The following is an 11,931-nucleotide window of genomic DNA, read 5'->3' as shown; positions in this document are numbered from 1 at the left end:
CAGCCGGCGCGCCAGCAGGTCGCACGGCCCGGCGCCACGGGCGAGAAGGGCGCGCGACCCCGGCGGCGACCCTAGCGGGACGAGAGCTCTTCTCCCATGAGCAGGCCCATCACGCTGGACATCATGAGGCCGCGCGTCCAGCCGGACGAGTCGCCCAGGCAGTGCAGGCCGGCGACGTTGGTGTCCAGGTGCTTATCCATCACCACGCGGTTGCTGTAGAACTTGAGCTCCGGCGCGTACAGCAGGGTCTCGTCCGCGGCAAAGCCGGGGACCACCAGGTCGACGGCCTGCATGAACGCCACGATCTCTGTCATGGCGCGGTACGGCATCGCGGCCGTGATGTCGCCGGCCTCCGCGTCCGCGAGCGTGGGCACCACGTTGGAGCGGCTGAGCTCCTTGGGCCACGTGCGCTTGCCTTCCAGCACGTCGCCAAAGCGCTGCACCAGGATGTGGCCGGCGCCGAGCATGTTCATGAGGCGCCCGACGTGCTGGGCGTAGGCGATGGGCTCGTGGAACGGCTGGCGGAAGTTGAACGATACCAGCACGGCCAGGTTGGTGTTGGGGCTCTTGCGCTCCTTGTACGAGTGGCCGTTCACCACGGCGAGGCCTCCGTCGTAGTTCTCCTGGCTCACGAAGCCGCCGGGGTTCTGGCAGAACGTGCGCACCTTGTTGCGAAACGGCGCCGGGTAGCCCACGAGCTTGGACTCGTACAGGACGTTGTTGACGTCCTCCATCACCTCGTTGCGAACCTCAACGCGAACGCCCAGGTCAACGGGGCCGGGGGCGTGGCTGATGCCGTGCTCCGCGCACATCTCGTCAAACCAGAGCGCGCCGCGCCGGCCGGTGGCGACTACGGTCTCGGCGGCCAGGATCTTTGTCTGGGCCTGCGGCCGGCCGGTGGGCGCCACGACGGCGCCCAGGCACTTCTCGCCCTGCACCAGCACCTCGAGGCACTCGTGCTCAAACAGGACCCTCACGCCCGCGTCCAGCAGCTCGCGCTCCACGCGCGCGTAGATCTGCTGCGCCTTTTCCGTCCCCAGGTGGCGGATGGGGCAGTCGACCAGCTTGAGGCCGGCCTTGATGGCGCGGCGGCGGATGTCCGCGACGCTCTTGGGATGCCCGACGCCCTCCACGTGCGGGTCTGCGCCCAGCCCCAGGTAGATGTCGTCCACGCGCGAGATGCCATCCGCCACGACGTCCGTCCCCACGAGCTGCGGAAGGTCGCCGCCCACCTCGGGCGAGAGCGAGAGCTTCCCGTCGCTGAACGCGCCGGCTCCCGAGAAGCCCGTGGTGATCCGGCAGGGGGCGCATCCCGCGCAGTGGCCGGTTGCCTCTCGCGGGCAACGGCGCCGCTCGATGGGCAGGCCCTTCTCCACCATGGTGATGGACCGGCGGTCGCCCCGTCGCAGCAGGCCAAGCGCCGTGAAGATTCCGGCGGGGCCTGCGCCCACGATGAGGACGTCCGTGCGTATGGTTGAGGCTTCTTCGGCCATGGCTGCACCTCTCTTGCGTGACGGTTGCCGCGGGCGGCGGGCCTGCACCGGCATTGTACCCGCGCCCGCACCCGCACGCAAAAGGGGAGGCCGACCAAAGTCGACCTCCCCTCATGCTCATGCGCTGCGGCACGCCAACGACCCGGCGCGCCGCTATCAAGCCGGAGCCTACTCCGCGGCAGGAGCCTCGGCGTCGGCAGCCGCGGCCTCGACGGTCTCGGCAGCGGTCTCGGCCTCGGCGGCAGCCTTGGCAGCCTGCTTGGCAGCCTCGGCCTCGGCCTTCTTCGCGTACTCGGCGGCACGCTTGGCCTTCTCGGCGGCCTTGGCCTCCTTGGCGGCCTTCTTGGCAGCGGCGAGCTCGGCGGCCTTCGCGGCCTTGGCGGCCTTCGCGGCCTCGGCGGCCTTGAGCTGGGCGGCGGCGGCGCCACCGAACTTGTTGGCAAAGCGCTGGACGCGTCCGCCGGTGTCGACGAGCTTCTGCTGGCCGGTGTAGAACGGGTGGCACTTGTCGCAGAGGTCGATGGTCATCTCGCTCTTGGTGGAGCGGGTGACCCAGGTGTTGCCGCAGGTGCAGCGGACGGTGCACTCCACGTAGTTAGGATGGATGCCTTGCTTCATACTGGGACTCCTTTGGTAGGCCTGGTTTCCGACCAGGCGAGGATGGTAGCCCTGGTTCCAATCAGGGCGTCAAGCTATAGGAGTGTATCAGATTCCCCATAGGCGTGTTGTGGAGAAGAAATGGCGCTTTCGTCGCCACGGCGCCTTCGCACCCTGTAGACTAGGCGCTAGAAACCCGTGCGACAAGACCCGGAGGCACCCCATGCTCCTTACCGTGGACGTAGGCAACACCCAGACGACGCTCGGCCTGTTCGACACCGACGGCACCCTCCGGCGCCAGTGGCGCATGGCGACGGACCACACCGACACCGCCGACGAGCTGCACGAGCGCCTGTACGGCTACTTCCTCATGTTCGGCCTCACGCTGCAGAGCGTGACGGACGTCGCCATCGCGAGCGTCGTGCCCATCCTCACGCAGGAGTGGCAGTACATGATGTCCAACCTCCTCATGGCGGAGGACGTGCTGCTGGTAGACGCCACGCGCGACTGCGGCATCCGCATCGACATGCCAGACCCGCACCAGGTGGGCTCGGACCGCATCGCAAACGCCGTCGCCGCGCGCGAGCGCTACGGCTCGCCCGTGATCGTGGTGGACTTCGGCACCGCCACCAACATCGACGTGGTGGACGCCGCCGGCGCGTTTCGCGGCGGGGCCATCATGCCGGGCGTGCTCTCCTCCGCGCAGTCGCTCTTCAGCCACGCGGCGCGCTTGTCGAGCGTGCCCCTGGTGGTGCCGCCTCACGCGCTTGGCACCACGACGGAGACCGCGGTGCAGTCCGGCATCGTGATCGGCGCGGCGGCGCAGGTGGAGGGCCTCGTCGCGCGCATCAAGGCCGAGCTCGCCGAGCCAGGCACCACCGTCGTGGGCACGGGCGGCCTCGCAAGCATCGTCTCTGGCGCGACGGACGTGTTCGACACCGTCGACCCCAACCTCACCGTTCGCGGCATCTACCTGATCTGGCGCCACAGAAACGAGAAGCGCGCCGCCCGCAGGCAGCGCGACATCAACGGCTAGGGCTCGCGGCGGATGGACGCCTGCTCCGGCGAGATGCTCAACTCGCGGCCGGAGTCCGTGCGCACGCTGGCGCGACCCCACACGTCGAGCCCGGCCAGCACGCCGCGCGCGGCGACGCGGCCGTTGGGGTACACCACCTCCACGCGCTCGTTCGCGGCGTCCATCGTCTCGAAGTAGTCGTCCAAGAGCGGCGCCAAGGGGCCTGCGACCACGCAGGCGCGGCGCAGGCGGTCCTCCCACTGGGCGGACGCCTGCTCAAGGGCGCGGGCAAGCTCTTCTCCCCTGGGCAAGGCGCGGTCGTCCCCCGCAAGAAGCACCACGTCGCAGCTGCCGAACATACCCTCGTCGTAGCCGGCGCGCACGTCCACGCGAAGCACCGGCTCCCCGTCCACGGCCACGGCGTTTGGCCAGGCCACGCGCGCGCCGGGAAGGCCCGCGGCGGCAAGCGCCCGCGCGAGGCCCAGGGCCAGCACCTGCGGCAGGCAGGTGTACATCTGCATCGGCACGTCCGGGCGCACCGTCGTGCTGGCAAGCACGCGCTCCGCGGCGCGCTCGTGGCCGTCGGCGCCGTCGGGAGTCGCTACTGCCAATCCAGCTCACCCACCTCGGCCACCACGTGCCCCACGCGGTCCTCCGGCGCGTACACCGGCACGCCGGCGTGCATGAGGTAGCGCACGGGGTCGTGCATGAGGTCCTCCATGGGGACCAGCACGTAGTCGCGCTCGCCCAGGTGCGGGTGGGGCAGCGTCAGCTTGGGGCCGGCGTGCTCCTCGTCCTCCACAAAGCACAGGTCGCAGTCTATGGTGCGCGGGCCATGGCCGGCAAGGCGCGGGTCGCGCATGCGCTTCAGCTGCGTCTCTATGTCAAGCAGGCGATCTATCAGCACGATGGGCGCAAGCTCGGTCCTGATCTCGACCACCGCGTTCACCACGCTCGTCTCGATGCCGTAGGCGGGCTGCGTCTCGTACGCGTGGCTCGCCTGGACGACGCACGTCATGGGAATCTCGTTTATCAGGCGCACGGCGCGGGACAGGTTCTCGAGCCGGTCGCCCACGTTCGAGCCAATAGAGACGAAGCCCTGCCGCGGGTCCGCCTTCGTGACGGCCCAGTACGTGTCCAGCGCCTGGCAGACACCGGCGACGTCGTGCACGCGCAGCACGCGCGCGCCGCTTTCCACGGCCGCGAGCGCGATGCCCGTCGTGGCAAAGTCGCGGTCCCGCGCGTCCTTGACGCCAGACACCGCGCCCACGAAGCGCTTGCGCGAGACGGCGTTCAGCACGGGATAGCCCATCGAGACGAGCTTGCGCGTGGCACGCTGGATCACCACGTCCTGGTCGTACGTCTTGTCGAAGCCGGGGCCCGGGTCTATGCAGATGCGGTCGTGGCTGACGCCGGCACGCATGAGCACGCGCGCCTGGTCGCCCAGAAAGCCCATGATCTCCCTCATGACGGGGGCGGCCTCCGGCAGCGTGAAGCGCCTGGTGCTCGTGGGCACGGTACGGCGCACGCGCGCGGGGCGCTCGGAGTCAAGCTGCACCATGCGCCGCGTGACCGGCCCGCCCAGCTTGTTCCAGTGCATCACGATGCAGCCGCAGTCGCTCTCCGCGGCCACCTGGACCATGGCCGGGTCCGTAAAGCCGGTCACGTCGTTCAGGATGGAGACGCCCAGCCGCACGCAGATTTTTGCCACGGCGGCGTGGCGCGTGTCCACGGATATGATGGCCGTGGGGGCCTTGGAGAGGATCCCACGAATCACGGGCACGATCCTGTGCGCCTCCTCCTCCGGCGTCACCGGCTTGGCACCCGGGCGCGTTGACTCGCCGCCCACGTCGATGATGTCCGCGCCCTCGTCCAGCATCTGCAGCGCGCGCTCCACGGCGGCCGCGGGGTCTGTGTTCTCTCCCCCGTCGCTGAACGAGTCCGGCGTGACGTTGAGGATGCCCATGACGCGCGGGCGTGCCAGCGACAGCACGTGCTGGCCGCAGCGCCAGGTGGAGTAGTCCTCACGAAGCATGGGTACACCTTCCAAACGGGTCAAGGTCAAGGGGCGCCGCGCACGCGCGCACGCCCCGGAGTGTTCCCAAAGATTGTAACCGCTTGCGGCCTACCAATCGAACGCCTTTGCTATGTCGCAGGCACAAACCACGTCTGCCGCGCAATCCTGCGCGATGGGCTCCAGGTTCACGATGGCAAGGTGCGAGCCCCTGAAGTACTGCACCAGCCCGGCCGCCGGGTACACCACAAGCGACGTGCCGCCAATGATGAGGAGGTCGGCGTGGCTTATGGCCATGACCGCGGCCTCTATGTCCTTCTCGTCCAGGGACTCCTCGTACAGCACCACGTCCGGCTTCACGATGCCGCCGCAGCGCGTGCAGCGCGGCACGCCGGTGGTGGAAAGCATCCACTCCTGGTCGTACGCGGCGCCGCAGTCCACGCAGTGGTTGCGGTGGGTCGAGCCGTGGAGCTCGATCACGTTCTTGGAGCCCGCGGCCTGGTGCAGGCCGTCGATGTTCTGGGTCACGATGGCGTCGAGCCTGCCCTCGCGCTCCAGCTGCGCAAGCTTTACGTGCGCCTGGTTAGGCCTGGCGTCCGGCGCGCACATCATCTTGCGATAGAAGTCGTAGAACGCATCCGGGTCCTGCTTCCACAGGTGGTGGCTCAAAAGCTCCTCCGGGGAGTACTTGGACGAGAAGTGCTGGTTGTACAGGCCGTTCTCGCTTCGGAAGTCCGGGATCCCGCTTGCGGTGGAAACGCCTGCCCCGCCAAAGAACACCGTGTGCGCCGACGCGTCCGTGAGCTTCCTCAGCTCCTGCGCGGCGAGCCTTGGGTCCGTGATCGTCTTGCCCATGTCTGCCTCCTCGTGACTGTGCCTACCGTAGCACTTTGGTGCGCCGGGGTCGGTTCTGGTGCGGGCGCGGGCGGCAAACGGGTAAGGTTGAGGCATTGGCACCCGACGTAAGGCGGCGACATGGCACCACTCACAAACAACGTGCACAAGACGGCCCTGGTGTTCGAAGGCGGCGGCTATCGCGCGGCGTACACCGCGGCCTTTGCAAACGCCCTGCTGGCCGAGGGCATATACTTCGACTTTGTATGCGGGATCTCTGCGGGCTCCAGCCACGCGGTCGATTACCTCAGCCGCGACGCGCGGCGCGTGAGAAACGCGTTCATGGGGTTCGAGGGGTCGGGCGCACCGGCGGCGGGCGTTGGCTCCATCCTGCGCGGCACGCGCTACTTCAACGCGGACTACCTGTACGAGGGCTGCGTGGAGGACGGCAGCCTTCCGTTTGACTGGGACACGTTCCAGGCGAACCCGGCGCGCGTGGCGGTCTCCGCCTTCGAGCGCGACACGGGCAGGACGCGCGTGTTCACGCGCGAGGACATGCCCACGTGGCAGGACCTCATGGCGTGCGTCCGCGCGAGCTCCTCGCTCCCCGTCCTGATGAAGCCCCAGCCCATAGGTGGCGTCACGTACCTGGACGGAGGCCTGGGCGAAGGCGCGGGCATCCCGCTGTTCATGGCGGAGCGCGCCGGCTACACCCGCTTCCTGCTGGTGGCGACGCGCCCGGCGGGATATCGCAAGGAGCCGCCCTCGAGGGGCGAGAAGGACGCGACCCTCCGGTTTGGGAGCGAGCACCCATACGTGAGGGAGGCCCTTCTCACTCGCTCCGAGCGCTACAACGCGGAGCTGGACCGCATTGCGCAGATGGAGCGCGAGGGCCGCTGCCTGGTGATCCGCCCGGACATGATGCCCGTGAAGAGCACGACGCTCGACCCGGTGGCGCTCAAGACCGCATACGCCCTGGGCGAGGCGCAGGCGAGGCGCGACATGCCCCGGTACAAGGAGTTCCTGTTTGGCGACCCCAACTGGAAGGCGCCGCAGGACGAGCGCTAGGGCGAGTACCGCAGCGCTAACGCAAGACGAGAAACCCAACGGACCCGACGGGCGCGGTGCGCCCACGAAGGAGAGACATGGCTGACACCAACGAGACCGCCAGCGCCCCAAAGGCGGCCGGCGAGCGCGAGCTGAGGCTCGTCTCGTGGAACGTGAACGGGCTGCGCGCCGTCATGAAGAAGGAGCCCGGCTTCATGCAGGTGTTCGACGCGCTGGACGCGGACGTGTTCGCGCTGCAGGAGACGAAGATGCAGGAGGGGCAGCTCGAGCTCGACCTGCCCGGCTACACGCAGGTGTGGAGCTCAGCGGAGCGCAAGGGGTACTCCGGCACCGCCGTGTTCAGCCGCGCGGAGCCGCTTAAGGTGATTCGCCAGATCGGCAGCCCCGTGGCCGACGACGAGGGCCGCGTGTGCGCGCTGGAGTTCGAGGGCTTCTGGTTTGTGGACGTGTACACGCCCAACTCGAAGCAGGGCCTCGCGCGCCTGGACGAGCGCATGGTGTGGGACGAGCGCTTCCGCGAGTTCCTGCAGGGGCTCGACAGGCAGAAACCCGTCGTGACGTGCGGCGACTTCAACGTGGCACACGAGGAGATCGACCTTAAGAACCCGGCGACCAACCACGAGAACGCGGGCTTCTCGGACGAGGAGCGCGCAAGCTTTGGCAAGCTCCTGGACGCGGGCTTCACGGACACGTTCCGCACGCTGAACCCCACGCTCGAGGGTGCGTACAGCTGGTGGAGCTACCGCATGCGCGCACGCGAGCGCAACGCCGGATGGCGCATCGACTACTTCCTGGTGAGCGACCGCGCATTTGACCGCGTGACGGGCGCGCGCATTCTGGACGACGTGTACGGGTCCGACCACTGCCCCGTGGAGCTGACGATCAGGGCGTAGGCCCGGCGCCGGCCGAGGCGCGGCCCGCTACAGCCCGTCCGGCCGGCCGATGGCGCGCCCCAGCACGTCCAGGAACGTCTGGGCGTCGCGCGTGGCCACGAGCTTCTGCGGGAAGCGGATCTCCTCCAGCATGGAGCGGACGTGGTCGAAGCGGCCTATTCCGTACGATATGTGCGCGTCCGTGCCGGTGGAGATCATGACGCCCATCTCCGCGCAGCGCTCCGCGATCCGGCGGCAGCTCTGCCGCGCGGAGGGGTGGTCGCCAAACGTGGCCTCGTTTATCTCTATCAGCTTGCCGCGCTCCTTCGCGACGGTAAGCACCTCGCCCAGGTCGTACGGCATGCCGGAGCGTCCCGTGTGCCCTAGGATCAGCACCTTGGGGTCCTCGAGCGCGCGCACGTAGCACTCCGTGGTCTGGGCCAGGCTCGCGCCCTCCGCCCACGACCTGTCGTGCACGCTCGCGATCACGTAGTCGCACTCGTCGAGCACGCGCTCCTTCAGGTTGATGGGACGGCGCAGCGCGCGACCCGTGATGTCGCGCCCGCACACGATGTCGTGCCCAAACAGGTGGCCGTCCACATCCACGATGTCCGCCTCGACCCCATGCAGCAGCCGCACGCCGTTCCAGATGCGCGGCCAGCTGTGCACGTTCAGGAAGTGCTGGAAATCACGCAGGTCGTACTCCCCGTCGATCGCGGGGTGGACCATCGCGCTGAAGTGGTCCGTCGAGCCCAGGAGCTCGACGCGCATCTCCGCCGCGGCACGCACGTTCTCCTCTATGGTGGAGTACGCGTGGCGCGAGAAGATCGTGTGCGTGTGGACGTCGCAGGCTATGTGCAGCATGTCTTCCTCCCTGGCGGCCGGACTCCCCTAGCGGCCGGATGCCCGCCCGCCGCGGCTGGCTCGTGCGCGGGCCTCCGCGAGTGCGGCCTTTGCCTCGAGCGCCTGCGCGCGTGCCTCCGCGGCCTGGGCGCGCGCCTCGAGCGCGGCGAGGTCCGCCTCGTCCGCGGTGGCGGGCGCGGCATCCGCGTTGGCCGGGGCGCCGGCCGCGGCGGCGGCGCCGGTGGTCCCCGTCCCGCGGCGCCCCGTACGCGCGGGCTTCTCGGACGTGAGCTCGCCCACGGCACGGCGGGTGTCCGCGCCCAGAAGCTCCGCCAGGCTGGGGCCGGGCTTCACCATGTGGCCCGCAAACAACGGGCAGGCCGCGTCCTTCTCGCCCACGCGACGGCCCGACTGGCTGGGCTCCAGGCACTCGCAGTGTGTGCGCAGGACGCCCATGCGCTCCGTCATGAAGCGGCAGTCGCCGCAGGTGCGGGCGTGCGTGCGGTTGTTGCGCAGCATCGACGTCGCCCCTAGCGGTACGACTCGGCGAGCTTCTGCCACGCGGGCATGGAGCCCACGATGGTCTCGTACGAGACGCAGTAGCCCAGGCGCACCCAGCCCTCGCAGCCGAAGCTGTTTGACGGCACGGGCAGGAGCTCCAGGTCGCGGGCGCGCCTGAAGAACGCCTCCGCGTCGGGCTCCAGCGACTTGACCCACAGGTAGAACGCACCCTCCGGCTCGATGCAGGTGTAGCCGAGCCTGCGCAGGCCGCCTGCGAGCGCCTCGCGGTTGCGCGCGTACGCCTCCACGTTGGTGGGCTCGTCGACGCAGTCTATCAGCACGCGCTGGAACAGCGCCGGCGCGCACACGAAGCCGAGCTTGCGGCCCGCGCCCGCGACGGCAAGCACCAGCTCGTCGTGGTCGGGGTTGGTGTTCGGCACCAGCGTCCAGCCGATGCGCTCGCCCGGCAGGCTGAGCGACTTGGAGTACGAGTAGCACACGATGGTGCGGTCATAGATCGCGGGCACCCACGGAACCTCCGCGCCGTAGGTGATCTCGCGGTACGGCTCGTCGGACACCAGGTAGATGGGATGTCCCAGCTCATCGCTGCGGCCGGAGAGGACCGACGCGAGCGAGAGGAGCGTACGTCTGGTGTAGACGGCGCCCACGGGGTTGTTGGGCGAGTCGATGATGACGGCCTTGGTGTTGGGCGTGATCGCCGCGTCCACCGCGGCCGTGTCAACCTGGAACGTGGTGGCGTCCGCCATGACCTCCACGCACGTGGCACCCGCGGTCTCGATCCAGACGCGGTACTCCGGGAAGTACGGCGCTATCACGATGACCTCGTCGCCGGGGTTCACGATCGCGTGCAGCGTGATGCTGATGGCCGCGGCCGCGCCACAGGTAAGGTACAGGTCGCCCGGCTCGTACGATGTCTGGAACCTGCGGTTGAGCGAGTCCGCGACCGCCTGGCGCGCCGCGGGCAGGCCGGCGGCCGGCGTGTAGCCGTGCAGCTGCGACGCCGGGAGCGCCGCGTTCCTGACGATGGAGGCGCGCACCGCGTCCGGCGCGGGGACGGACGGGTTGCCCAGGCTGAAGTCGAACACGTTCTGCGCGCCGATCTGGGCCTTGCGCGCCGCGCCGTACGCCGCGATCTCGCGGATGGAGGACTTCGCCGCGCCGTAGTCGTAGCTCTTCTGGTTGATGGCCATTAGCTCTCCTCACTCTGGGCGGGCGCCTGCGCGTCCGCGGCATTCACGTTTGGGTCCGCCGGGCAGGCGGCGCCGGCCGCGTCGCCCCGGGCGGGCGCCTCGGCGGAAGGCGCCGCGTCCTTCTCGCCCGCGGAGGCCTCCTCCGGGTGGGCGGCGAGGTAGGCGTCCCACTCGTCGTCCAAAAGCGCGTTCACGGCGTCGCCCTCGACGGTCTCGCGGTCAAGCAGCACGCTCGCCATCGTGCGCATCTGGTCGGTGCGGGCCTCGAGCACCTCGCGCGCGCGGACGTGGGCCTGGCGCATGATGCGCTCCACCTCGTCGTCGATGCGCTTGGACGTCTCGGCGGAAAGGTCGTGGTGGTTCGTGTAGTCGCGACCCAGGAACACCTCGTGCTGCGGCTCGCTGAACACCTGCGCGCCCAGCTCGTCGCTCATGCCGTACACCGTGACCATGGAGCGCGCGATCTTCGTGGCGCGCTCCAGGTCGTTGCTCGCGCCCGTCGTGATGTCGTCGCAGAACAGCTCCTCCGCGGTGCGGCCGCCCAGAAGCACGGCGATCTGGTCGAGCATGCCGTCGCGGGTCTCCAGGAAGTGGTCCTCCTCCGGCAGCTGCATGGTGTAGCCCAGCGCGCGGCCGCGGCTGATGATGCTGATCTTGTGCACGGGGTCGCTGTTCTCCAGCACGTGGCCCACCAGGGCGTGGCCGCTCTCGTGGAAGGCGATCGTGGTGCGCTCCTTCTGGCTCATCACGCGGCCCTTCTTCTCGGGGCCGGCGATGACGCGCTCCATGGACTCCTCTATCTCGGGCATGCCGACGACGTCCTTGTGGCGCCGCGCGGCCAGAAGCGCCGCCTCGTTCATGAGGTTCGCGAGGTCCGCGCCCGTGAAGCCCGGCGTGAGCTTCGCGATGCGGGCAAGGTCGATGTCCGTGCCCAGGGGCTTGTTCTTGGAGTGGACCGTCAGGATCTTCTCGCGCCCCTTGACGTCCGGGCGGTCGACCGTGACCTGCCGGTCAAAGCGGCCGGGGCGCAGGAGCGCCGGGTCCAGGATGTCCGGACGGTTCGTGGCGGCGATCAGGATGACGGCGGAGTTGTCGTCGAAGCCGTCCATCTCGACCAGCAGCTGGTTCAGGGTCTGCTCGCGCTCGTCGTGCCCGCCGCCGAGGCCGGCTCCGCGCTGGCGGCCGACGGCGTCGATCTCGTCGATGAAGATGATGGACGGCGCGGCGTCCTTCGCCTGCTTGAAGAGGTCGCGCACGCGGCTTGCGCCGACGCCCACGAACATCTCGACGAAGTCGGATCCGGAGATGGAGAAGAACGGGACGCCCGCCTCGCCGGCCACGGCCTTGGCGAGCAGCGTCTTGCCGGTTCCCGGGGGCCCACCAGAAGCACGCCGTGCGGGATCTTCGCGCCCATCTTCTTGTAGCGCTCCGGCTCGCGCAGGTAGTCGCGGACCTCCTTCAGCTCCTCCACGGCCTCGTCGAT

12 protein-coding genes are annotated in these 11,931 nt (G+C 69.2%); 3 read left to right on the top strand and 9 right to left on the bottom strand.

Translation table 11 applies throughout. The features are described from left to right. Window positions 1–71: 71 nt before the first annotated feature. Window positions 72–1,493, bottom strand: a complete 1,422-nt coding sequence (locus BLT96_RS10010; protein WP_090863956.1) for an NAD(P)/FAD-dependent oxidoreductase — start codon at window positions 1,491–1,493, stop codon at window positions 72–74. Window positions 1,494–1,661: 168 nt separating this feature from the next. Continuing rightward, window positions 1,662–2,111 carry a 50S ribosomal protein L31 gene (rpmE, locus tag BLT96_RS10005; RefSeq protein ID WP_090846015.1) on the bottom strand — a complete coding sequence of 150 codons (450 nt, stop codon included), beginning with the start codon at window positions 2,109–2,111 and terminating at the stop codon, window positions 1,662–1,664. Window positions 2,112–2,313: 202 nt separating this feature from the next. Between rpmE and BLT96_RS10000 the strand changes: the two genes are divergently transcribed. After that, the gene (locus tag BLT96_RS10000) at window positions 2,314–3,126 is read left to right on the top strand and encodes a type III pantothenate kinase (RefSeq protein ID WP_090846017.1); all 813 of its coding nucleotides are present in this window, start codon (window positions 2,314–2,316) and stop codon (window positions 3,124–3,126) included. Here the strand turns inward: BLT96_RS10000 and BLT96_RS09995 are convergent. The 3 genes from BLT96_RS09995 to BLT96_RS09985 form a co-directional block, all read right to left on the bottom strand. Next, window positions 3,123–3,716 (bottom strand): hypothetical protein, encoded by a 594-nt coding sequence (locus tag BLT96_RS09995; RefSeq protein WP_090863954.1) that lies wholly within the window; start codon window positions 3,714–3,716, stop codon window positions 3,123–3,125. The genes BLT96_RS10000 and BLT96_RS09995 overlap by 4 nt on opposite strands. After that, a complete protein-coding gene (folP, locus tag BLT96_RS09990) occupies window positions 3,707–5,140 on the bottom strand; it encodes a dihydropteroate synthase (protein ID WP_090863952.1) in 1,434 nt (477 codons plus the stop codon). Before folP ends, BLT96_RS09995 begins: the two co-directional genes overlap by 10 nt. 90 nt (window positions 5,141–5,230) lie before the next feature. Further along, complete coding sequence (locus BLT96_RS09985) at window positions 5,231–5,974, bottom strand: NAD-dependent protein deacylase (protein ID WP_090846021.1); 744 nt, start codon at window positions 5,972–5,974, stop codon at window positions 5,231–5,233. Window positions 5,975–6,094: 120 nt separating this feature from the next. Here BLT96_RS09985 and BLT96_RS09980 point away from each other — a divergent pair, with 120 nt between their 5' ends. Continuing rightward, window positions 6,095–7,021: a patatin-like phospholipase family protein gene (locus BLT96_RS09980; RefSeq protein ID WP_090863950.1), complete on the top strand. Its 927-nt coding sequence runs from the start codon at window positions 6,095–6,097 to the stop codon at window positions 7,019–7,021. A gap of 77 nt (window positions 7,022–7,098) precedes the next feature. Then, window positions 7,099–7,914: an exodeoxyribonuclease III gene (locus tag BLT96_RS09975; RefSeq protein ID WP_090846025.1), complete on the top strand. Its 816-nt coding sequence runs from the start codon at window positions 7,099–7,101 to the stop codon at window positions 7,912–7,914. 27 nt (window positions 7,915–7,941) lie between these two features. Here the strand turns inward: BLT96_RS09975 and BLT96_RS09970 are convergent, their stop codons facing one another. Genes BLT96_RS09970 through ftsH form a run of 4 tightly spaced genes read right to left on the bottom strand, consistent with a single transcriptional unit; the run spans window position 7,942 to window position 11,788 of the window. Then, window positions 7,942–8,757 (bottom strand): phosphatase, encoded by an 816-nt coding sequence (locus BLT96_RS09970; protein WP_090863948.1) that lies wholly within the window; start codon window positions 8,755–8,757, stop codon window positions 7,942–7,944. Window positions 8,758–8,784: 27 nt separating this feature from the next. After that, window positions 8,785–9,255, bottom strand: coding sequence for a hypothetical protein (locus BLT96_RS09965; protein ID WP_090863947.1), 471 nt, complete (start codon window positions 9,253–9,255; stop codon window positions 8,785–8,787). Between the two features lie 11 nt (window positions 9,256–9,266). After that, window positions 9,267–10,448 carry a pyridoxal phosphate-dependent aminotransferase gene (locus tag BLT96_RS09960; protein ID WP_090863945.1) on the bottom strand — a complete coding sequence of 394 codons (1,182 nt, stop codon included), beginning with the start codon at window positions 10,446–10,448 and terminating at the stop codon, window positions 9,267–9,269. Beyond that, window positions 10,448–11,788 carry an ATP-dependent zinc metalloprotease FtsH gene (ftsH, locus tag BLT96_RS09955; RefSeq protein ID WP_272867355.1) on the bottom strand — a complete coding sequence of 447 codons (1,341 nt, stop codon included), beginning with the start codon at window positions 11,786–11,788 and terminating at the stop codon, window positions 10,448–10,450. The genes BLT96_RS09960 and ftsH overlap by 1 nt, the downstream gene beginning before the upstream one ends. Window positions 11,789–11,931: the final 143 nt, after the last annotated feature.

Origin of the sequence: Parafannyhessea umbonata (assembly GCF_900105025.1) — a bacterium.
Taxonomy (GTDB): Bacteria; Actinomycetota; Coriobacteriia; order Coriobacteriales; family Atopobiaceae; genus Parafannyhessea; species Parafannyhessea umbonata.
Note: the sequence above shows the minus strand (reverse complement) of the source record. Positions and strands in the feature narration are given on the sequence as shown.